At 65.8% G+C, this 20117-nt stretch carries 22 protein-coding genes; 16 read left to right on the plus strand and 6 right to left on the minus strand.

Going from position 1 to position 20117, the window contains the following annotated elements:
* The first annotated feature begins 32 nt into the window (after positions 1 to 32).
* Positions 33 to 494, plus strand: coding sequence for a FlaD/FlaE family flagellar protein (locus NDO75_RS16135; RefSeq protein WP_310907630.1), 462 nt, complete (start codon positions 33 to 35; stop codon positions 492 to 494).
* Positions 495 to 829: 335 nt separating this feature from the next.
* Positions 830 to 1330: a helix-turn-helix transcriptional regulator gene (locus tag NDO75_RS16140; RefSeq protein ID WP_310907632.1), complete on the plus strand. Its 501-nt coding sequence runs from the start codon at positions 830 to 832 to the stop codon at positions 1328 to 1330.
* Positions 1331 to 1474: 144 nt separating this feature from the next.
* Here NDO75_RS16140 and NDO75_RS16145 read toward each other — a convergent pair whose 3' ends face one another.
* Positions 1475 to 1909 carry a hypothetical protein gene (locus NDO75_RS16145; RefSeq protein WP_310907634.1) on the minus strand — a complete coding sequence of 145 codons (435 nt, stop codon included), beginning with the start codon at positions 1907 to 1909 and terminating at the stop codon, positions 1475 to 1477.
* Between the two features lie 29 nt (positions 1910 to 1938).
* Positions 1939 to 2343, minus strand: coding sequence for a 30S ribosomal protein S6e (locus NDO75_RS16150; protein ID WP_310907636.1), 405 nt, complete (start codon positions 2341 to 2343; stop codon positions 1939 to 1941).
* A 345-nt stretch (positions 2344 to 2688) separates the two neighbouring features.
* Between NDO75_RS16150 and NDO75_RS16155 the strand changes: the two genes are divergently transcribed.
* From NDO75_RS16155 to NDO75_RS16175, 5 genes are all read left to right on the plus strand, one after another.
* The gene (locus NDO75_RS16155) at positions 2689 to 2967 is read left to right on the plus strand and encodes a hypothetical protein (RefSeq protein ID WP_310907637.1); all 279 of its coding nucleotides are present in this window, start codon (positions 2689 to 2691) and stop codon (positions 2965 to 2967) included.
* A 53-nt stretch (positions 2968 to 3020) separates the two neighbouring features.
* On the plus strand, positions 3021 to 3365 hold the full coding sequence (locus tag NDO75_RS16160; protein ID WP_310907639.1) for a hypothetical protein: 345 nt from the start codon (positions 3021 to 3023) through the stop codon (positions 3363 to 3365).
* 107 nt (positions 3366 to 3472) lie between these two features.
* Complete coding sequence (locus NDO75_RS16165; protein WP_310907640.1) at positions 3473 to 3895, plus strand: SHOCT domain-containing protein; 423 nt, start codon at positions 3473 to 3475, stop codon at positions 3893 to 3895.
* An 82-nt stretch (positions 3896 to 3977) separates the two neighbouring features.
* Positions 3978 to 5216 (plus strand): MBL fold metallo-hydrolase, encoded by a 1239-nt coding sequence (locus NDO75_RS16170; protein ID WP_310907642.1) that lies wholly within the window; start codon positions 3978 to 3980, stop codon positions 5214 to 5216.
* 85 nt (positions 5217 to 5301) lie between these two features.
* Positions 5302 to 5736, plus strand: a complete 435-nt coding sequence (locus NDO75_RS16175) for a hypothetical protein (protein WP_310907644.1) — start codon at positions 5302 to 5304, stop codon at positions 5734 to 5736.
* A gap of 31 nt (positions 5737 to 5767) precedes the next feature.
* On the opposite strand, the gene NDO75_RS16180 is transcribed toward NDO75_RS16175, so the two are convergent.
* Together NDO75_RS16180 and NDO75_RS16185 are read right to left on the minus strand one after the other, a co-directional pair.
* Positions 5768 to 6154 (minus strand): MaoC family dehydratase N-terminal domain-containing protein, encoded by a 387-nt coding sequence (locus NDO75_RS16180; protein ID WP_310907646.1) that lies wholly within the window; start codon positions 6152 to 6154, stop codon positions 5768 to 5770.
* A gap of 90 nt (positions 6155 to 6244) precedes the next feature.
* A complete protein-coding gene (locus tag NDO75_RS16185) occupies positions 6245 to 7510 on the minus strand; it encodes a hypothetical protein (RefSeq protein WP_310907647.1) in 1266 nt (421 codons plus the stop codon).
* Between the two features lie 292 nt (positions 7511 to 7802).
* Here NDO75_RS16185 and NDO75_RS16190 point away from each other — a divergent pair, with 292 nt between their 5' ends.
* From NDO75_RS16190 to NDO75_RS16210, 5 genes are all read left to right on the plus strand, one after another.
* Positions 7803 to 8804 (plus strand): zinc ribbon domain-containing protein, encoded by a 1002-nt coding sequence (locus tag NDO75_RS16190; protein ID WP_310907648.1) that lies wholly within the window; start codon positions 7803 to 7805, stop codon positions 8802 to 8804.
* A 177-nt stretch (positions 8805 to 8981) separates the two neighbouring features.
* Positions 8982 to 10187 (plus strand): VWA domain-containing protein, encoded by a 1206-nt coding sequence (locus NDO75_RS16195; RefSeq protein WP_310907649.1) that lies wholly within the window; start codon positions 8982 to 8984, stop codon positions 10185 to 10187.
* Positions 10188 to 10237: 50 nt separating this feature from the next.
* Positions 10238 to 11506, plus strand: a complete 1269-nt coding sequence (locus NDO75_RS16200) for a protein kinase (protein ID WP_310907650.1) — start codon at positions 10238 to 10240, stop codon at positions 11504 to 11506.
* Positions 11507 to 11508: 2 nt separating this feature from the next.
* Positions 11509 to 13206, plus strand: a complete 1698-nt coding sequence (locus NDO75_RS16205; RefSeq protein ID WP_310907651.1) for a protein phosphatase 2C domain-containing protein — start codon at positions 11509 to 11511, stop codon at positions 13204 to 13206.
* A gap of 17 nt (positions 13207 to 13223) precedes the next feature.
* Positions 13224 to 14444 (plus strand): protein kinase, encoded by a 1221-nt coding sequence (locus NDO75_RS16210; protein WP_310907652.1) that lies wholly within the window; start codon positions 13224 to 13226, stop codon positions 14442 to 14444.
* Between the two features lie 73 nt (positions 14445 to 14517).
* Here the strand turns inward: NDO75_RS16210 and NDO75_RS16215 are convergent, their stop codons facing one another.
* Together NDO75_RS16215 and NDO75_RS16220 are read right to left on the minus strand one after the other, a co-directional pair.
* Entirely contained in the window at positions 14518 to 15438 is a 921-nt protein-coding gene (locus tag NDO75_RS16215; protein ID WP_310907653.1) for an LLM class oxidoreductase, read from the minus strand.
* A 142-nt stretch (positions 15439 to 15580) separates the two neighbouring features.
* A complete protein-coding gene (locus NDO75_RS16220) occupies positions 15581 to 17554 on the minus strand; it encodes an aconitate hydratase (protein ID WP_310907654.1) in 1974 nt (657 codons plus the stop codon).
* Between the two features lie 311 nt (positions 17555 to 17865).
* On the opposite strand from NDO75_RS16220, the gene NDO75_RS16225 reads away from it, so the two are divergent.
* The 4 genes from NDO75_RS16225 (at position 17866) to NDO75_RS16240 (ending at position 20052) form a co-directional block, all read left to right on the plus strand.
* Positions 17866 to 18348, plus strand: coding sequence for a deoxyuridine 5'-triphosphate nucleotidohydrolase (locus NDO75_RS16225; protein WP_310907655.1), 483 nt, complete (start codon positions 17866 to 17868; stop codon positions 18346 to 18348).
* 68 nt (positions 18349 to 18416) lie between these two features.
* Positions 18417 to 18971 carry a metal-dependent hydrolase gene (locus tag NDO75_RS16230; RefSeq protein ID WP_310907656.1) on the plus strand — a complete coding sequence of 185 codons (555 nt, stop codon included), beginning with the start codon at positions 18417 to 18419 and terminating at the stop codon, positions 18969 to 18971.
* Between the two features lie 89 nt (positions 18972 to 19060).
* Positions 19061 to 19525, plus strand: coding sequence for a copper resistance protein CopD (locus tag NDO75_RS16235; protein WP_310907657.1), 465 nt, complete (start codon positions 19061 to 19063; stop codon positions 19523 to 19525).
* A gap of 92 nt (positions 19526 to 19617) precedes the next feature.
* Positions 19618 to 20052, plus strand: coding sequence for a hypothetical protein (locus NDO75_RS16240; protein ID WP_310907658.1), 435 nt, complete (start codon positions 19618 to 19620; stop codon positions 20050 to 20052).
* Positions 20053 to 20117 lie beyond the last annotated feature (65 nt).

Here is a 20117-nt window from a genome sequence, read left to right on the forward strand (position 1 = left end):
AAACAACAGTAGACCGGCGACGCCGGCCACTCATGTCAGACTCACAACCCTACCTCGAGACGCTCGAACGATCGGCCGGGCGAACCGACGCCACCATCCAGTGGGCGCGCTTTCTGGGCGAGACTTTCGGAACGACCGGCGCGCTGAATTGCCTGCGGTACTACGAGGATCTGGGCTGGATCAGCCCGCTCGTCCGCGAACAGATGACGTCGTATCTGCGCGGCCTCTCACTGGGCGAGATCCACAACAAACGCTACGACGAGCCGACCACCCTCGAGTATCCACTCGAGTCGCTCAGCGGGACGTTGTTCGGCGCACACGCCCAGAGCCTCGAATACATCGCCAAGATTCGCGGTGACGACCTCGAGGAACACGTCATGATCGCACGCATGGCCGAACGACGGGTCGAACGGCGGATTGACGACGACGAGGACGCAGCCGACGAGCCGAGCGAAATGGTGAGTGTCATTCGCGATGGGCCGTCGGCACACTGATCATTCATCCGGCAGGAGGCCACAACCCTTATCAATGATGTTGTTTAGCCCCTATGATTATACAATTGTCTAATAAACAGTGCTTTTCGCATATGTAGATCTATTTCTGAGCTGGAGATAGTGAATACTGTACCAGTTCCAGACAAGACCGTTATTGTGTAATTCACGACCGATTTATTTACAGGTATTAGATACTGTTCATATACCCGTCTCTTAATATGTAGCGGTGTCAGACACTGAGTACTCGTGCGCAGATCGGCTTCGATCGGCCGACGGCAGTGCGTGGCCGTCAGTCGCGGACCGACCGCGTCACGAACCCCCCCAGGTGATCGTCAATGCGTGAGGACACACCCGATACCGAATCCGTGCTCGACGAACTGTCGAGGGCGGCGACTGCGGACAACCAGTCGGAATCGTACGATATCTCGCTCGGAACGACCGAGGAGACGACCAGAGACGTCGAGCGCGAACTCGACGAACTGATGGAGCAGGTAAACAGTGCGCTCCCGACCGACGAGGTTCAGTTCAACGAGGCCATCATCAAGGAAAACTTAGACGAAATCCTCCTGATGCTCATCGCGCTCCACGAGGAGACCCACGGGAAGGAACTGCTCTCGGACCTGACTCACCTCTTCGGAGCTCAGTTAAGTCCGGGTACCGTCTACCCGAGCCTCCACAACTTAGAGGAAGAGGACGTGCTCTCGATGCACGCCAAGGTCCGCACCAAGGAGTACTCGATCGCCGACGAGGAGTACGTCCGTGCGACCGTCGAGCGAACGATGGTACAGCACCTCGCCTTCGGCCTGCTGCTGTACGCCTTCCTCCCGCGGCTCTGAGGGAGGTCACATTTCGGTTTTGTTTTCGACTCGAGAAGCGATCGCGCTGTCTGTAGTCACCGACCGACGGAACCCGGAGCGGGGGCTGTCCACCGCGAACCGACGACCGCTCGGCCGCCGTCCGTCGAGCACCCGGGATCGGGCTCAGTCCTCGAGATCCTTCGCGATCTCGCTCAGACTATCGCTCGGCGGTTCGCGGGCATCGTAGAAGGCCGTCTCGCCGGGCGCGCGAAGCCCGTAGAGGAATTCGGGCTCGACGACGTCGATCAGGACCGAACCGCCCATCGGAACGTCGGCCTCGTCGATCCACTCGCGGAGTCGATCGGTCGCGCCGCTCGGATCTCGCGCCTGGTCGGGCGTCTCGTAGACGCCTGGCACCGCGAGCTCGTCGCCCGTCAATGCCCGCTCGACCCGCGCGAACAGTTCCTCGCCTCCGACGACGACCCGGACGACCTCGTCGGTCGTGAACGCGTCGCGGTCCTCGGCCGGTACCTCGAGTTTGACGCCGGTCGCCGTCTCCGTACACGTCGACCGAACCGTCTGCACCGAGGGATGATCGCTCGCAATTCTGTCAGCCATGGGAAAACGAATGGATGGATCGGCGTCGCTTACTCCTCGTCGCCGTCGCCGCCCTCGCCGAGCAGTTCGTCGACATCAGTGCTGCCGCGACCGACGATCGAGGCGTTGATCTGTGCGACGGCGTCGGACACCTCGCGGCCCCGAACCGTGATCCGGCGGCGCTCGCCGTCACGCGAGGGCTTGTAGCCGGTCTGGCGCTCCTTCATGAGCACTTCCTTCAGACTCGAGCCGGCGACCTCGCGGTTGAGCGGGCGCCCGGCGTCGTCGGAGCCGCCGGTGATCTCGAGCGTGTAGCCGTCGAGTCCGACCGCATCGCCGTCGACTTCCTCGCCGATCGACTTGCCGATGAACCGGTTCGCGTCCTGCTCCTCCGCCTCGAGCTGGTATGACGACCCGGAATCGGGGTCGCCGACAACGACAGTGAAACTTGCCATGCCCGACGGAAGACGGCCGTCGCTCAAAAGAACATCGATATCCCCGACCTTTTGCGCTGCGTTCTGAGCGGCCGGAGGCGCTGTTAGCGCCTCCGGCGGCTCGTCACTCGGCAAACGGTCGATCAAAAGCACTCCTCCCTCCGTTCGTTTCACTCACATCGGTCGTCGGCCCGCTCCCTCGCGCCTCCGGCGCTCACTCGCGGTGGGCATCGGGGGACTGCCTGCCCTCCCCCGAGTTGGACGGCTCTCGCGGTGCTCGAGCCGTCCGCCCGGCCAGTGGAATCTGCGCCGGTTCGGGTTCCGTTCGCTCGAACAGTCAAGTGTGTCGACCTCGTACGTCGACGCGTGTTCATCGATCCCGGGCGCCTCGAGATTCGCCTGCGCGACGAGTTCGGCGGGACGACGGGCCAGTCTCGCGTCGTCGTGCGCCAGGCCGTCGACCTCGCGGATTCCGGCCGGTACGAGGACGACGCGGGGGTGACGCTGACGAACGATCTCGTCATCGACGAGCTGTCGGACGCCCCCGACGGGACCCCGCCGGAGCGGTGGAACTGGTGGATCGGCTCGCTCGAGGTCGCATACGGCGGTTACGACCGGTTCGGGATCAACGTCTATCGGAAATGACCGATCGATACGAAGGAGAACAACGAATAGGGTTCGCGACGAAGGGGGAGCCGATGAGACGTCTGTCGCGACCGGTCTGGCCGGCCTACCTGCTGTCGGTGCTCGTCGCCGGCCTCGGCCACTGTTACCTCGGTCGGTGGAAACGCGGCGGGATCTGGTTCGGCTGTTACGGCCTCGCGATCGCGTTTCTGAGCGCGCGCTCGCTGGCGGGTGCGCTCAGGCCGGGCGAGCCGTTCGTCGTGACGGCCCTGCAGGTCGAGTCGGTCAGCTACACCGACGTGGCCGTGCCGCTCGCGATTTTGCTCGTCTGTCTGCTCGACGTCTACCTCATCGGGCTGACCGAGCGGACGGCCGCCCGAACGACCGGGACCGAGGACCTGAGTTCGAACAGCACCTGAGCGACGATGGCACCGCGAACCTGCGCCGGATCCTGACAGTCACGAACGACTGAACGGTCGTTAGCGGCCCTCGCTACGCTTTTGTGCCCGTCTCTCGAACGTCGCCTATGGGTCGACTCAGTTCCGTTCTGCTACGAGCGGTCGGCGTCCTCGTCCTGACGCTCGTCGCGCTGAGCGTCGTCGCGACGATCGTCGGGATCGCGCTGTCCGTCGTCGCGGCCGTCCTCTCGGTGGTCGTGACGCTCATCGTCTTCGCCGTGTTCGCGCTGGCACTCGTCGGTCTGGGCTCGCTGCTCCGTCACGACTCGAGCGCTGAGACCGAGACGGACGGCCCACCTCGGTCGGAGACTCGCGCCGATGCCGAAGCGCGGCTCCGGTCACGGTACGTCGCCGGCGAACTCGACGACGTGGAGTTCGAACGGGAACTCGAGCGCGTGCTCCGGGCCGACGAGGGACCCGGTCGGAGACGGTCGGATCGGGTGGCCGCTCGAGAGCCCGCCACCGACCGCCGTCGGTACCGGGACCGATAGTCCCGCCGCGCCTCGAGTCGGCTCGAATTGCGCTCGGCCGAAACCAACGGAAGCAAACCGGCCGAGCCCCAAGCGGGTCGTCATGGACGTCGAGTTTCTGGGTGGGGCGGGCGAGATCGGTCGGAGCGCGATCTGTATCGACGGGACGCTCTTGCTCGATTTCGGCATGGATTCCGGGAATCCGCCGGCGTTTCCCGTCGGTGACGTCGACCCCGAGGCCGTCGTCGTCAGTCACGGCCACCTCGATCACGTCGGCTCCGTCCCGTCGCTCCTCTCGGGCGACGCGCGGCCGTCGATCCACTGGACGCAGCCGACGTACGACCTCACGATGGTGCTGGCCCGCGACACGCTGAAACTCCACGGCGGAAGCTACGACTGCCCGTTCACCGAGGCGGAACTCGCTCGCGTCGCGGAAGTGTCAGTGGCTCACGGCTACCGCGAGCGCTTCGACGCCGCCGGCTACGAGATTACCTTCTTCGACGCCGGTCACGTCCCCGGCAGCGCCCACGTGCTGGTGGACGATGGCGACACCCGACTACTCTACACCGGGGACTTCCACACCGAGGAACAGCGGCTGCTCGCCGGCACGACAGCGCGGCCCGACGCCGACGCCGTCATCTGCGAGAGTACCTACTCGGACGTGACGCGACCACCGCGCCCGGAAATCGAACGCGAGTTCGCCGAGAGCCTGCGAACCACGATCTGGGAGGGCGGCACCGTCGTCGTCCCCGCCTTCGGGATCGGCCGCACGCAGGAGGTGCTGTGCATCTGCGAGGAGTACGACCTCGAGTGCTACGTCGACGGGATGGGCAAGCGCGTCACGGAGCTCTTCCTCCGGACGGGGAACCGCGACTATCTGCGCGATCCCGACCTGTTGCGCCGAGCGAAGGGTAACGCCCGCTTCGTCGACGGCCGCGACGGGCAGCGCCGGCGCATCGCCGAGCAGAACACCGTGATCGTGACCACCAGCGGGATGCTCCACGGCGGGCCCGCGATGACATACGTGCCCGCGATCCGCTCGCACCCGACGAACAAGATCGCCATGACCGGCTACCAGGTCGAGGGGACGCCCGGCCGCGATCTGCTCGAGACCGGGAGCGCCGAGATCGACGGCCGGGTGATGCCGGTCAGCGCACGGGTCGAACAGTACGACTTCTCCGCGCACGCGGATCGAGACGGGCTCGAATCGTTCCTCGAGTCCTACGACGACGCGCAGATACTCGTCAATCACGGCGACCGCTGTCCGGCGTTCGCGGCGGAGTTGCGTGATGACGGCTACGACGCGACCGCGCCGGAACTGGGCGAGCGGCTCGCGGTCTGATCGCTCACCGGAGCCATCGCGCGAAACACGGCCGGTCGGCAGGTTCAACGAGGACGGTTTTGTCTCGAGAAGCGGTAGCGCTCCCGTGACCGATATCGACTCGAACGCCGGCCCCGATGCGGACGTCGATCCGGACGACCTCTCGCTGAGCGACGCCGAACAAGAGGCGCTCCACGAGCTACAGTTGAGTATCGAACACGTCCACCGCGCCTACGGCACGCTGCTCGAGTTCCATCACGAACTCGGCCACGCGATGGGGCGGATGAGCGACGCGGAGGAACGGCTCCGAGAGGCCGACCACGAAGAGTGGGCGGACGAACTCCGGGACGATCACCTCCCGGCGGGCGCGATCAGCGATCAGTGGACGTTCGAACTCGTCGAGGAGTTCTCGAACGAGTTCCTAGAGGAGGTCGACGAATTCGAGGCGAGCGTCAGAGACGAGTTGGCCGACGGCGTCGATCACGTGACCGAACGGCAGCAGAAGCGCCGGCTTCGCGAGCGTGCGGAAGGCGACGAGTGACCGGGAGAAACCGCGCTCGAGCGGCACCGAGCTACTCGTCTTTCCAGATAATTCCCTCGGTCGTCGAAGTCAGCACGGTCTCACCGTCTTCGTTCTCGCAGACGACGTCCGACGTGAATTCGTAGCGGTCGTCTCGCTCGACGACCGTGTCGAACGTGGATCGGCAGGTAATCGTTTCGCCGGTGTAAACCGGCTGATGGAAGTTGAACTCCATCGTACTGGCCAACACTTCGTTTTCGCTCCCCAGTTTCGTCGGGAGCGTCGCGGTCAGCAACCCCTGTACCATCACGTTCCCGTCGTCGTCCGGCTCGGTATGCCGAGGCTGATCGTCGCCGGAGAGTTCGGCAAACCGCTGTACGTCTTCGACCGTGAACGTTCGCTCGAACGTTCTCGTCTCGCCTTCAGTTGGCTGCGTCATCGGATTCGACCTCGAGAATGCGGTCCGTAGTACAACAAGATGCCGATGACGAGACGGCTATATCGCTCGTCGACCGGGAATCGTAACCGCTCAAAGCTCGCCGCCGCAGAACGGACAGAAGTTGTAGACTCCGTCGGACGGAATCTCTTTCTCGCAGTCGGGACACCGGTCGACGGGCGATTCGTCGGCGACGTACTGATCGAAGTCGTCGGTGAAAATCTGTGTGTCGGAGCCGGTGCCCCCGGTACTCGAGCCAGCGGCCGCGCTAACGGTCTCGCCGGGTGTCGCGCCGTCCGTGCCGGCGTCGTCGCGGTCCTCGCTCGGAGACTGGTCGTCCTCCCGGGATGCGTCCGAACTGCTCGCGGCTCGATCGTCGGTCGACGACGCCGCGGCGCGTTCGTTCGATGGCCGTGAGTCGGCGCCATCGTTACCATCGTCGTCGCTCGAGCGACCGCGACGAGCGGGCCCCGCTCCCGGGCTGGACGGGATGACCGCGCCCGACGTTCGATTGCGGTCCGACCGAGTCGAACCGTCGGACGAGCGGCCCGACTCGGACGACGTTCGCCCGCTCGCTGCGCCGGCGGGCTGGTGACCGGACGGCTCCGATCGGTTTCGAAACAGGTGATCGAACCGCGAAAGCCGGGGTCGGGGAATCGACCAGTCGGAACGTACCCGCGGTACCTGCGTATCGGAGAGCGTCCCGATGCCGTAGAGTGCCGTGACGAGGAGCGGAACGGCGAGTACGGCGGTCCGGACGACCGGCGATTCCGTGCCGGCTACGACCGCGTCGAGCGTCCGCCCGACCGGGCGGTCCGAACCGAGCGTTCCATTGGCGAACGCGACGAGCGCGACGGCGGCGGGCAACGCCGTGAGGGAGCCGACCACGAGACTCGCCGGGCCGCGGTCCTCGCGAAGCGAGTCGATCGCGATCGTTCGGTACGCCAGCGCGTGCGTCATGATCGCGGCGAGGAGAAAGAGCCCAGAAGATAGCCGTAGCGCGCCGGTGTTCCAGACCGCGTACCCGAGCGGAGTGACGATACCGATCACCGGAACGAGCAACAGGGGCAACGGACTGACGTCCTCGAATCGGGTGCCGACGAAGCGACGGTAGCCGACGACGAGGAATCCGCCGGCGGTGGCGAGTACCAGCAGTGTACCGAACGCGAGGACGGCCGTTCCGAGTTCGATGACCGCGTCACCGCCACCCGCAGCCGCGGTCGCGATCCGGAGGGCGGCGACGCCGACGTCGGCGAGAACCAGCGTGAGAACTGTCGCCAGCACCGCGACGGGAACCGCGACCAGCTCCAGAAAAACGAGTGTTGCGTGGTCGGTACCTGATCGGTTCGGGAGGCGCATGGTATCCAGACATATTGTGTCTGACGTAAATAAGTAGTGTTCGTTACGGCGACTGGTTTCAAGATAGACTGTTGACGAGGACTGCGGTGGGGACAGAGCGTCCCGTCTATCTCAACGCGATCGTTCACGAACCGACGGGCGTAACTACCGAGCGGCTAATCTACCACTCTACTGAGCTATCGGCCCTGATTCGACCGAAATCGTCCACTGAACGGATCGCGGCGGTCCAATAAGAATACGCCAGTTCTGGCATACTTTTTTCTATTATGACTGAGAAAGTGCGCTGAATACCATGGCAGAACAAACCGAATTCAGCTGCGTCTCGTGTGAAACGACGTTCGATCCGTCGCCGAACGGCGGCTTCTGTCCGAACTGTGATACGCCACATCCGGACTACGAAGCGCCGGCCGACGACGGTAGCGCCGAGGAAGCCGATGGCGAGGACGAGCCGGAGACCGCCGACGAGGAAGCCGACGACGGTGACGAGTCGGCCGAACTGGAGTACGACGAGGCGGACGAGGAAGACGAACCCGTCGTCGAAGACGCCGAGGACGAGGCGGAGAGCGACTCGGCCGAAGACGACGCTGACGCCGTAGCGGACGACGCAGACGACGCGAGTGGAGACGAAGAAGACGAGGCGGACGCCGACGAAGACGATGCCGACGAACCGGCGACAGTCGAGTGCCAATCGTGTGAGTCGACGGTCGACGCGTCGGCGTCGTTCTGTCCGAACTGCGGCGAGGAACTCGAGGACGAAGCCGAGGACGAGCCGGTGGAACTCGAGGCCTGTCCGGACTGCGGGAACGCGGTCGACGACGAGTCGTTCTGTCCGAACTGCGGGACGGATCTGGACGCGATCCGCGAGGCCGGCGGGACCGACGACGATGCGCCGGAGGAAGAAGACGAGAGCGGCGCCGACGACGAGGACGCCGAAGTCGACGACGTCGAGGTCGACAACGATGCGGGCGAAGACGACGCGGACGACGTGCCGACCGAAGTCACCCTCGAGATCGACGGCGAATCGTACACGTTCGAAGACGGCGACGTGTTCGGCCGGCGTGACGAGGAGTGGCTCGCCGATCTGGTCGCGGCCAGTGGCGGCCGCGAGGAAGCGCGCTATCTCTCGAGCGAGCACCTCGAGTTCGCGGTCGAGGACGACGGCGTCTACGTGACCGACGTCAGTACGAACGGGACGGCGCTCAACGGCGCTGCCATGAACGGTTCCGAGGAGAAACTCGAGGACGGCGACACGCTGACGCTCGCCGATCGCGCGGAGATCGACGTCTCGCTGTGAGGCGGGAGCGCGGTCGTCCGTAGCGGACGGCACGCGACGGTCCGAATCGAGCAGTCGGGCACGACGAGACGCTGGTTTTTATCGCCAGGTCGCTCCCAGCGGAATTCGTGTCAGGTCTGAGTAAATATTGGGGAAAAAGTTATCAGATCATCCTGAGACATACGATCAGTTACCGCAATGACGACCGACCTCTCAGTCGAACTCAACCGGCCGTACGTACCGGAGAACGGTGGCGGAATTAGCTGCGAGCTGACGATCGAGCCGGACGAGACGCAACGCGACGAGCCAGCCGAGCGACACATCGCGCTCTGTATCGACAGCAGCGGCTCGATGTCCTACAAGAAGATGGATCAGGTCCGGGACGCGACGAACCTCGTCTTCGGCCTGCTGAACGATCAGGACTACCTGAGCATCGTCACGTTCGATACCGAAGTCGACGTCATCATGGAAGCGACACGGTGGGGCGACATCGAGCGAAGCGAGGCCGAAGCGAAACTCGACGACATCGAGACGCGCGGCGGAACCGACATCTACGCGGGCCTCGAGGAGGCCCGAAAGTCGCTCCGCGGCCTCGACGAGGGCGAGGGGATCGCAAAGCGGATCCTGCTGCTCTCGGACGGGCGCGACATCCGACTCGAGGAGCCGGACTTCGAGCCGCTGGCGAAGGCGACCGCCGACGGCGGGACCTCGATCTACTCCGCCGGCATCGGGTCGAACTACGACAAGGGGATCATTCGGACGCTGGGCGAACACTCCCAGGGCCAGTGGGCCCACGTCGAGAACCCGACGGACATTCGGTCCTTCTTCGGGGACGTCGTTCAGGAGGCGTCGACGGTCGTCGCGAACAACCCCGAGTTAGTGATCGACCTCGAGGAGGGCTGCGAGGTCGGCGACGTCTACCGTCGGCTCCCGCAGGTGCAGGAAGTCGACGTCGAGTACGCGGGCAACCGTGCGGTCATCGGCCTTCCGGACCTGCTCGACCGCGAGAAACAGCAGCTCGTCCTGACGATGGACGCCCCGGCGGGCGAACTCGAGACGACGGCGACGATCGCGGACGTCGAGTTGCAGGCCGGTTCGTCGTCGGCGACGACCGATATCTCAGTGACGTACACAGACGACGAGTCGAAGCTGGCGACGCAGAACGAGGACGTTACGCTCACCTATCACGAGACCGACCTCCGGACGCGCATCGCCCACGCCGAGGACGACGACCTCGACGACGTCAAGGACCTGATCGACGAGACCGAGGTCATCACCGGCGAGACGGAGATCACGGACGCGCTCAGGGAGAACGTGACCCGGATCGAGGAGGGCGACGAAGAAGAGGTCCGCGAGATTCAGGAGGACACGACGGTCGTCTACGACGCCGGTCGATTCGACTGATCGCTGACGGCCCGCTGCGGACGATTATAGAGCTATAACTGTCAATGAGTATGTCAGAACCAACAGTCGGGGACGAACTCGCCGGCCGGTACGAGATCCGCGAACAGCTCGGGCGAGGCGGGTTCGGCGTCGTGTGGGGAGCCGACGACGCCGAAACGGGCCGCCCGGTCGCACTGAAACACCCCAATTACAACGGAAACGCACCGGACGACCTCGTCGACAAGTACTTCGAGCGAGAGACGGACGTTCTGGAGGACATCCGCGATGCGGGCGGACACCCGAACATCATGGGGTACCACGGGAAAGAACACGGGTTCGGGATGCCGGTCCTCGTCGTCGAGCCGATCGAGGGCGAGGAGTTGGGGACCGTCGTCCGGAACGACGACCCGATCACCGACGACGACGAGGTCCGCGAGATCGGCATCGGGATCTGTGACGCGCTATCCTTCCTCCACGATCACGACCTCATCTACCGTGACCTGAAGCCCGACAACGTCATGATCGACGGAGCCGGAACGCCGAAGATCATCGACTTCACCACGGCCAAGGGCTTCGTCCCGGAACGTGGCGGCGCCGAGTTTACGACGGGCGAGGCCTCGAGTTCCGCGGCCGGGGAGTCGAACGCGGACTCGACCGTCCCCGGCGAGTTCAAACCGCCGGAACTGAATCAGGGGTCGGAGCAGCGACAGGGGCCCTGGAGCGACGTGTACTCGATCGGGAAGATCCTCTGCTTTCTCAAGGTCGGCTGGGTGCCGGACGACGACGGCGTCGCGCCGTCGGACTTCGGCATCGAGACGGCGCCGTACATGGACGAGATCATCGAGCGATCGACCCGTCACGACACCGTCGACCGCTACCCGAACGCGTCGGTACTCAAGCGGTCGCTCGAGGAACGCGACGCGACGATGCCGACGCAGGCGTCGGTCCGCTGGCTCGGCCGCGACGACCAGTGGACGATCAGTCCGGGCGACACCATCGGCAGGGAGACGGCGGACGGCCCGCGACCCTCGATCATGCTCGCGGACGACCGACACAAGGCGCTCTCAGCCGTCCACTGCCGGTTCGATACGGACGAGGCCGGCAACTGGCGCGTGATCGACACCAGCCTCAACGGCACCTACATCAGCAAACACGACGAGCGGGAGTGGAACCTCCTGCTCTCCGAGACCGGACAGGAGCGACAACGGCGGCGGGGCGAATCGGTCCCCGACGACCTCGAGGCCGCGAGCGCCCTCGAGCCGGGGGACACCATCGCGCTGGTCAGTCCCTCCTATCCGGAACGGTTCTACTTTCAGTTCGATCAACAACCCGTGGAATGACAATGGAATACGCGAGCACTATCGATATCGGCGCGCGAAAGCAACGACGCGACGGAATCAACGAAGACGCGATCGCGACGGCGATCTTCGAGAACCACCACCGACAGACCGAGCGGCCGGTCGGGATCTTCGTCCTCGGCGACGGAGTCGGCGGCGAGGCCTGCGGCGACGTCGCCGCCTTCCTGGCGACGACCGTCGTCAGGAAGCGGCTCACGGACGAACTCCTCGGCCCGGGAACGGATCGTCCGGAGCAGTTCGGCATCGACTCCTACGATCCGACGCCGCCGACGGTCGACGCGGCCGACGGGTCGGACGAGGCTATCTCCGAGGAGCGGATTCGGGCCGCGATTCAGGACGGCATCGACGCCGCCCAGCGTCACGTCCAGGAGTTCGCCCAGACCATCGGCGGCCGCCCGGCGACGACGCTCGTCGTCGGCGTCTATATCGATGGCTACCTCCACTACGGCTGGGTCGGCGACAGCCGGATCTACGTCATCAACGAGCGCCACGAGGAGACACGGCAGCTCACGCGCGACCATGCCGTGACGAACGACCTGCTCGAGCGCGGCGAGATCGACGACGAGGTGTACGCGCGCATTCACCCCGACGCGACGGCGATCACGAACGCCGTCGGCGGCTCCGCACACGGCCAGCCGAGCGTCGACGTCGAGTTCGGCTCCACGGAGATCTATCGCGACGACATCATCCTGTTTACCAGCGACGGACTGATCGACGCGTTCCCGGACAACCGCTCGCTGCGCCAGGACTACCAGCAGGCGACGGACGTCGACGCCGTCCGCGAGGAGATCCGCGAATCGCTCGTCACGGACGACGAGATCCGGGAGATCGTCCTCGAGGCCGACGACCTCCGCGAGGCCGTCGAAACGCTCGTCTCGTTCGCCAACGAGCGCGGCGGCAAGGACAACCTTTCCCTCACGCTCGCCCGGGATCCGGGCACGACGCCGTCGCCGGACGCACCTCCGTTCCGGGGTGAGGTCGACTCCCGGGAGCTGACCGACCGCGAGACGGTCATCGAGCCGGCCGAGAGCGACGACAGCGATCCGACGACGGAGTCGGAGCGGAAAGACGGCGACACGGGTTCGGGGGCCACCGAACGCGGATCGTCTACGTCGTCGGGCGACTCGGGACCGGACGAATCGAACGGCGCACCGACGGAGGGCGGCACCGCGAAGGTGGTCTCGGCCGGCGAGGGCGACCCGCCGTCGGCGGCGGTCACGATCGCGGGCGACGAAACCATCTTCGAGATCGTCGACGGCGTCACCATCGGTCGGACGACGGACGACCGCGACCGGAACCCGAACATCGGTCTCGTCGTCGACGACGACGACCCCGTCGAATCCACTCACGCCCGGCTGGAGTTCGACGACGGCGACTGGCGCGTTCGCGACATCAGCGCCGTCGGGACGTTCGTCGAAGAGGCCGACGGGGAGTGGGCAGTACTCCTCTCGAGCGAGGGAGCGGAGCTGCACCGCCAGCACGGGTTCGACCCGACCGCCGCCGCCGACGGGGAGCTCGAGGAGACGTCGCGACTGCGGGACGGAACGGCGTTCACGCTCGATGATCCACGGAAGGAGAACCCGATCACGTTTCGCTTCTTCTCGTCGGTCGACCACGCCCGGAACCGGACGCGCTGGAGCGACCCGACCGGCGGGAGGCCCTTCAGCGGGTTCCGCACGTAGTCCCGAAGCCCACCGGCATGACGGACGAACTGCGGTCCGGGACCGTCATCGACGGCCGCTTTCGACTCGAGGACCGACTCGATTCGGGCGGGCTCGGGACGGTCTGGCGGGCGATCGACTGCGAGCGGGATCTGCCGGTCGCGCTCAAGTGCGAAACCGACGGTGCTCACGACCGAGAGCAGGTCCGGGCACACTTTCGAGGGGAACTACAGTGGTTTCGCCGGTTCGAAGGCGGGCCGGTCCCCGGATCGCTCGTTCACTTCATCGACGGAACGGACAGTGGGGAGACGGCGTATATCGCCACGGAACTGATCGACGGCGGCTCGGTCGCCGGTCTCTTCGACCGCGACGGCGAGGACCCCTCCCTCGAGGCCGTTCGCGAGATCGGCGGTCCGGTCTGCAGGGCGCTCGCGTTCCTCCACCGCACCGGCGTCTGTCATCTCGACCTGAAGCCGAGCAACGTGCTCGTTCGCCGTTCCGGTCGGCCCGCGGTGATCGATCTGAACGCCGCGGTATCGACCGAGACGGACCCCGACGTGCGCTTCGGTCGGGACCCGTTCAAAGCGCCCGAACTGACGCGGACGGAGGCCGACGGGGGACCGATCGGGCCGCGGTCCGACGTCTTCGCGCTCGGCGCGTTTCTCTCGTTCCTCCTGACCGGCGCGGCGACGACGGAGACGGGGTCGCCGAACGCGACGGCAGCGGGCGTCGATCCCCGATCGCACGACGCGAGCCCGTCGTCCGCCCTGACCGACCTCGTCCGGCGAGCGACCGCGACGAACCCCAGCGATCGGTTCGGCGACGCCGACGGCCTGTACGACGCCCTCGTCCCGGTTCTCGAGGTGCCGGAGCGGTCGGCCCGCCTCGTCCACGAGCCGTCGGGACAGGCCGTCCGCGTTCATCCCGGCGAGACGATCGGCCGCTGGGCGCCGGATCGACGGGTGCCGACCGTCGTCCTCCCCGACGACGAGCAGTACCTCGATCCGGACCACGCGGTCCTCGAGCACGACGGGGTGGCCTGGCACCTGCGAGACCGGAGTCTCAACGGCACCTACGTCCGCAGGGACGGCGGCTGGGAGCCCCTCCTCTCTCGAGACGGGCGAAAACGCCGACAGCGTGCCGACGCGCCGCTTCCCCACCCCGACCCACAGACGTCGACCAGGCTCTCGGACGGTGACCGAATCGCCCCCGTCAGCCCCGACTACGGCTGTCAGTTGGTGTTCCGACCTGAAAAGTAACGGAGCGGCTCGAGTTCGTCACTGGCGGGACCAGCATCCGCGTCGAAACCGTCCGGTTCGGACGTGAAAACAGCTACAGTCGGTCGATGATCTCGTGGGCGAACGTCGACAGGGCCTGCTCCGGATCGTCGCTCTGTAGCCCGACGATGACGTGGTCGACGCCGAGCTCCTCGAGGTCGCGGAAGTACTCCCGGAACCACTCGAGACCAGCGCGATAGCCGAGGTGGAGCGGCTCGGGCTCCGCGCTGGGGTCGTCGGCTAGTTCGACGCGGACAGCCATCGCGTAGGGTTTGTCGCCCGCGGCCGCGCGCCAGTCGGCGACGTAGTCCGCGAGCGTGCGCTCGGGCAGGTGATAGAACAGCCAGCCGTCGCCGTGCTCGGCGATCCACTCGCGGGACTGGCGGGCGTGACCCGTCGGCAGCAGCGGAATCGTCCCAGCGGTCGGCTTCGGAACCACGTCGAGGTCGCCCTCGAGCGATCCCCACCGCCCCTCGAGTGCCGGGAACTCCTCGCGCCAGACCGTTCGGAGGACCTCGACGGACTCGCGAAAGAGCGCGCCGCGCTCGTCGGGATCGACGTCGAACGCGGGGTACTCGGGGTCGCGGTCACCGGAGGCGACGCCGAGGACGAGTCGGCCGTCCGAGAGCCGGTCGACGGTCGCAGCCGATTTGGCGACGTGCAACGGGTGGCGGAGCGTGAGGACGATACTCGAGGTGCCGAGCGCGACCTCGTCGGTGTGAGCCGCGACGTGGGAGAGCCACGGCCAGGTGTCGAACGTCTGACCGGCGTCGCCGAATTTCGGCCAGTAAGTCGGCACGTCACGCGCCCAGAGGCCGTCGAAACCGACCGATTCGGCGTGTGCCGCGAGCCGAAGCTCGTCGTCGATCGCCGGCGTCGATCGGTTGGCTCCCGTCAGCGGGAAGCCGGTGCCGAACGTCATCCCGTCGGGCTCGAACAGTCGTCGGTAGCCAGCGTTCTCGTGTCCGTCGGCCATTCGGTCGTGCTACCGGCCACTCGGCCATGACGGTAACGGTGTTCGGGCCTCCGCCGCGGTCGGGCTTGTGCCGTCGCTCGTCGACGATCGAAAAAACGGAAAACGGAACGGGAATCAGCAGCCGGGTCGTCGCTCGAGCCGATCAGTCGTCGGCGGGCGCAGCGCCGCTGTCGCCTTCGGCCTGCTCTTTCGTCCAGGCGAGCTTGCCACCGGCGGCGAGAATTGCGCGTTCGCGCTCGGAGGCGTCCAGCGTCGCCGTGTACTCGTCTTCGCCGTTGATGCGGACGGTGAACTCCTCCTGTCCGCTGGTGACGGCGTCGTAGACGTCGTCGACGATCTCGACGTTGTCGCCCTGGTCGATGTTCTCGTAGGTGTCCTCGTCGATCGTCAGCGGGACGATCCCGAAGTTGAAGAGGTTCGCGCGGTGGATCCGGGCGAAGCTCTGTGCGAGGACGCCCTCGATACCGAGGTACATCGGACAGAGAGCGGCGTGTTCTCGCGAGGAGCCCTGCCCGTAGTTCTCGCCAGCGACGAGGAAGCCACCGTCGGCGTCCAGTGCGCGCTGTGCGAAGGTGTCGTCGACGCGGCTGAGGGTGAACTCGCTCAGTTTGGGGACGTTCGACCGGTACATCAGGATGTCCTGCGTCGCGGGGATGATGTGGTCGGTCGTAATGTTGTCCTCCATCTTGAGGAGCGCCTCACCCTCGATATCGGTATCGAGTTGGTCCTTGAGCGGGACGTCGCCGATGTTCGGGCCCTTGATGAGTTCGTCGTCGACGGCCTCGTCGGGGCTGATGAGGTCCGTCTTGGAGCCGTCGTACTCGTCGGGGAGCTCGACGCCGGGTGCCTCGAGGTCGCCCAGTTCGTCGGCGAGGTTGCGCGGATCGACGATTTCGCCTTTGAGCGACGCCGCGGCGGCGACTTCCGGCGAACAGAGGTAGACGTTGTCGTCTTCGATGCCCGAGCGACCCTCGAAGTTGCGGTTGAACGTCCGCAGCGAGACGGAGTCCGAGGAGGGGACGTGACCGATGCCGATACAGGCACCGCACGTCGCCTCGGAGAAGTTGACGCCGGCGGCCATCATCTCCGCGACCCAGCCCTCGCGGGCGAGCATCTCGGAGGCCTGCTTGGAGCCGGGTGCGACGATCGTCTCGGTCTCCATCGAGGTTTCGCGGCCCTCGAGCATCTTGGCGACGGGGAGGATGTCCTCGTAGCCGCCGTTGGTACAGGAGCCGACGATGACCTGCTCGACGGATTCGCCTTCGACTTCGCTGACGGGAACGACCTTGTCCGGCATCGAGGGCTGTGCGATCAGCGGCTCGAGGTCGGAGAGGTCGACGACGATCTCGTCGTCGTACTCGGCGTCGTCGTCGGGCTGGAGCTCGACGTACTCGTCGCCGCGGCCGACGCGCTGGAGGTAGTCCTCGGTCTGCTCGTCGGTCGGGAAGATCGACGTCGTCGCGCCGAGTTCGGTCCCCATGTTGGTGATCGTCATCCGCTCGGGCGCGGTCAGCGTCTCGACGCCGGGCCCGGTGTACTCGAGGATCTTGCCGACGCCACCCTTGACGCTCAGGCGACGGAGCATCTCGAGGATGACGTCTTTCGCGGTGGCCCACTCGGGGAGCTCGCCCTCGAGGCGGACGTTGACGACTTCGGGCATCTCGATGTAGTACGGTGCGCCGCCCATGGCGACGGTGACGTCGATCCCGCCGGCGCCGATGGCGAGTTCGCCGAGGCCGCCGGGCGTGGGCGTGTGACTGTCCGAGCCGAGCAGCGTCTTGCCGGGGGCCGCGAAGTTCTCGCGGTGGACGTTGTGGCAGATGCCGTTACCGGGGCGAGAGAAGTGAGCGCCGTATTTGCCGGCCGCAGAACGGAGGAAACGGTGGTCGTCGGTGTTCTTAAAGTCGAACTGATAGGTCTGGTGGTCACAGTACTGTGCAGCGATTTCGGTCTGCACTTCGTCCAGCCCCATCGCTTCGAACTGGAGCCAGACCATCGTACCGGTCGTGTCCTGGGTAAGTACCTGGTCGATCTCGATCCCGATCTCCTCGCCGGTCTCGAGTTCGCCCTCGACGAGGTGGTCGTCGAGAATCTTCTCGGTGAGAGTCTGTCCCATAGCACACAGAACTCGGCCGCCCGCCCTGATAAATCCAGCGTGTTTCTGTGAGCTAGGACCGCCGTACTGCCCGCCACAGCGGAACGTTCCGAGAAAATATTGCCGGTCGGACGACCGCCCGTCAACCGGGCCGCAATCCCGCTCGTCGATCCGTGAGTACCTGCCCCGAGTCGGTGTCTGCGAACGGCTGCACCGAGCGGTTCGGCGCCTGTCGGATCGACCCTGTCGGACCGAAGCGTGTCGAATGATAGCGCACCCTCGAGCCGTCCCGAACGGATACGTTTTTGCCGTCGCCGCGGCCTTGGCACCACATGTTCCGTTCCGGTTCCTTCGTCGCCGACCACGTCTCGCCGACGACCGACGCGCAGATACAGCCAAACGGCGTGGATCTCACCGCGGACGTCGTTTTCGAGCAGCTCGAACCGGGCCGTATCGGTCGGGACGGCAAGGAGATCGGTGAGCGGATCGCTCGCCCGCTCGAGGAACTCGAGGAGGCGGATCCCGACACGTACTACCTGCCGAAGGGAGCCTACGTCGTTCGCTACGGCGAGCGGATCGCGATCCCGGAGGACCACGTCGGCTTCGTCTACCCGCGCTCGTCGCTCATGCGCAACTCCTGTATGCTCAACACGGCGGTCTGGGACGCCGGCTACGAGGGACGCGGCGAGGGGCTGTTGCAGGTCCACCACGACATCGAACTCGAGCGGGGTGCCAGGATCGCGCAACTGGTCTTCGCCGACGCCGGCCACGAGGACGTCTACGACGGGAGCTACCAGGGCGAGAACCTCGAGTAGCCGAACGGATCGACCGCCGGTTCACACACCGTTTTGCCGCTCCCCGCCTTACGCTCGAGCGAGTGCCGATGATGGCGACCACACACGTGTTCACCGGGCTGGCGCTCGTCGCACCGATCGCCTATTTCGTCCCCGAGTTCGCGCTCGCGCTCGGGGTCGGTGCGACCCTCGGCGGACTCGCGCCCGATTTCGATCTCGTCTTCGCGCATCGGCGGACGCTACACTTTCCGGTCGCCGGACTCGCCGTCGCCGTTCCCGCAGTCACGGTCGCTGCGATCGCCCCCTCGAGTCCGACGTTTGCGGGAGCAGCCTTCGCCGTCACGGCCTGGCTCCACGCCGCCAGCGACGCGCTCGGCGGCGGGCCGGAGATGGACCCGTGGAACGACCGCACCGAGCGCGCGGTCTACGACCACGTCCGCCGTCGGTGGATCCGACCGCGACGGTGGATCCGCTACGACGGCGCGCCCGAGGACGCCGTCGTCGCGGTCGCGCTCGCCGTACCGGCGCTGCTCGTATTCGACGGCTGGTTCGTCGCCGTGATCGCCGGCTGCGTCGTCGTCTCGCTACTCTACGCGCTGCTCCGGCGACGGCTGGTCGCGTGGACGCCCGGCTGGCTCGAGTAATTTGGCAGCTACCGAATAGTTCGCAGGTAGCGACTGTCACGCGGTCCGAAGTCGGAACGCTGATACGCCCGCTGGCCGAGCGATTCCGTATGGTCGACGAGCTCGTCGCACGAACGACACATCTGGTCTTCGCCGCCCTCTGGGCCGGCAGCGTCTGCTTCGTCGCCGCCGTCGTCTTGCCGCTCGCTCGCGACGGGGCGTTCAACACGACCCGGCCGCTCGAGGTGATCTCGGGGAAACTCACGACGATTTCCCGCGTGAGTTCCCTCGTCCTCTTTCTCTCCGGCGGTCACATGGCCGGCACCGGTTACACGGCCGAGGGGCTCTTCGGATCGACCAGCGGGTGGCTCGTGCTCGCGATGGTCGCGCTCTGGCTCCTCCTGACAGCGCTCGTCGAGATCGGCGCGAAACGACTCGACGCAGGGCTCACCGGAAAGAAGATCCGCGAGCCCGCCCGCGACGCGCTGCCCGTCTTTCGGGGGGCGGCGCTCGTCGCGATCGGGTTGCTCGTCGTCGCAGGCTTGCTGTCGGCCAACGTCGGACAGTTCCTCTGAGACGGATGCTGGCGACGGTTTTCGTCCCGAACATATTAGAAATGAACGTTCTTGCGAAAGATACTTAGTCAGTTACTGTAAGGTAGTGGCTAATGATCAGGGGCAAAGACATGGCCATCTCACTGCTCGCAGTGGGGACAGCCGCCGTGGCCGGCTACGTCCTGCGGACGGAGCAGTCGGAGACGTACACATCGCGATCGAAAGCAGACCTCGGTGCACGTCTCATCGGACCCGAAGACGTTCCGGACGACGCGACCGTCGTTGACGCCTCCGCACAGCGCCTCGGCGAGATCCCCGGCGCGCGGCGGGCGCTCGACCGGGCGGTCCGGAACGGCGCACGAAACGAGTGGGAGCACATCACGCTCGAGCGCGACGGTGCCTGGTCCGTCGTCGACCGTATCCGAGAATCACTTCCCTACTACGACGCCGACGACGGCGCGTACAACGGCGTCTACGTCCGGTACAACGACCGGATCGTCGTCCTCGACGCGATCGGCTGGGCGCGACTCGAGGATCCGATCCAGTAAGCAGGTTCGCTATCACGTCGCTGTTCTGTCCAATCCGCCATAACTTTCATCTCCAACGACTTCCT

Source organism: Natrinema sp. 1APR25-10V2, assembly GCF_031626495.1.
Classification (GTDB): Archaea; Halobacteriota; Halobacteria; order Halobacteriales; family Natrialbaceae; genus Natrinema.

Bases quoted from the DNA above. Each gene is read 5' to 3' on its own strand.
- NDO75_RS16170 (WP_310907642.1), top strand. From the start codon at position 3,978: ATGGACGTCGAGTTTCTGGGTGGGGCGGGCGAGATCGGTCGGAGCGCG.
- NDO75_RS16135 (WP_310907630.1), top strand. From the start codon at position 33: ATGTCAGACTCACAACCCTACCTCGAGACGCTCGAACGATCGGCCGGG.
- NDO75_RS16140 (WP_310907632.1), top strand. From the start codon at position 830: ATGCGTGAGGACACACCCGATACCGAATCCGTGCTCGACGAACTGTCG.
- NDO75_RS16150 (WP_310907636.1), bottom strand. From the start codon at position 2,343: ATGGCAAGTTTCACTGTCGTTGTCGGCGACCCCGATTCCGGGTCGTCA.
- NDO75_RS16230 (WP_310907656.1), top strand. From the start codon at position 18,417: ATGATGGCGACCACACACGTGTTCACCGGGCTGGCGCTCGTCGCACCG.
- NDO75_RS16160 (WP_310907639.1), top strand. From the start codon at position 3,021: ATGAGACGTCTGTCGCGACCGGTCTGGCCGGCCTACCTGCTGTCGGTG.
- NDO75_RS16220 (WP_310907654.1), bottom strand. From the start codon at position 17,554: ATGGGACAGACTCTCACCGAGAAGATTCTCGACGACCACCTCGTCGAG.
- NDO75_RS16145 (WP_310907634.1), bottom strand. From the start codon at position 1,909: ATGGCTGACAGAATTGCGAGCGATCATCCCTCGGTGCAGACGGTTCGG.
- NDO75_RS16210 (WP_310907652.1), top strand. From the start codon at position 13,224: ATGACGGACGAACTGCGGTCCGGGACCGTCATCGACGGCCGCTTTCGA.
- NDO75_RS16200 (WP_310907650.1), top strand. From the start codon at position 10,238: ATGTCAGAACCAACAGTCGGGGACGAACTCGCCGGCCGGTACGAGATC.
- NDO75_RS16240 (WP_310907658.1), top strand. From the start codon at position 19,618: ATGATCAGGGGCAAAGACATGGCCATCTCACTGCTCGCAGTGGGGACA.
- NDO75_RS16190 (WP_310907648.1), top strand. From the start codon at position 7,803: ATGGCAGAACAAACCGAATTCAGCTGCGTCTCGTGTGAAACGACGTTC.
- NDO75_RS16195 (WP_310907649.1), top strand. From the start codon at position 8,982: ATGACGACCGACCTCTCAGTCGAACTCAACCGGCCGTACGTACCGGAG.
- NDO75_RS16180 (WP_310907646.1), bottom strand. From the start codon at position 6,154: ATGACGCAGCCAACTGAAGGCGAGACGAGAACGTTCGAGCGAACGTTC.
- NDO75_RS16215 (WP_310907653.1), bottom strand. From the start codon at position 15,438: ATGGCCGACGGACACGAGAACGCTGGCTACCGACGACTGTTCGAGCCC.
- NDO75_RS16205 (WP_310907651.1), top strand. From the start codon at position 11,509: ATGGAATACGCGAGCACTATCGATATCGGCGCGCGAAAGCAACGACGC.
- NDO75_RS16225 (WP_310907655.1), top strand. From the start codon at position 17,866: ATGTTCCGTTCCGGTTCCTTCGTCGCCGACCACGTCTCGCCGACGACC.
- NDO75_RS16165 (WP_310907640.1), top strand. From the start codon at position 3,473: ATGGGTCGACTCAGTTCCGTTCTGCTACGAGCGGTCGGCGTCCTCGTC.
- NDO75_RS16185 (WP_310907647.1), bottom strand. From the start codon at position 7,510: ATGCGCCTCCCGAACCGATCAGGTACCGACCACGCAACACTCGTTTTT.
- NDO75_RS16235 (WP_310907657.1), top strand. From the start codon at position 19,061: ATGGTCGACGAGCTCGTCGCACGAACGACACATCTGGTCTTCGCCGCC.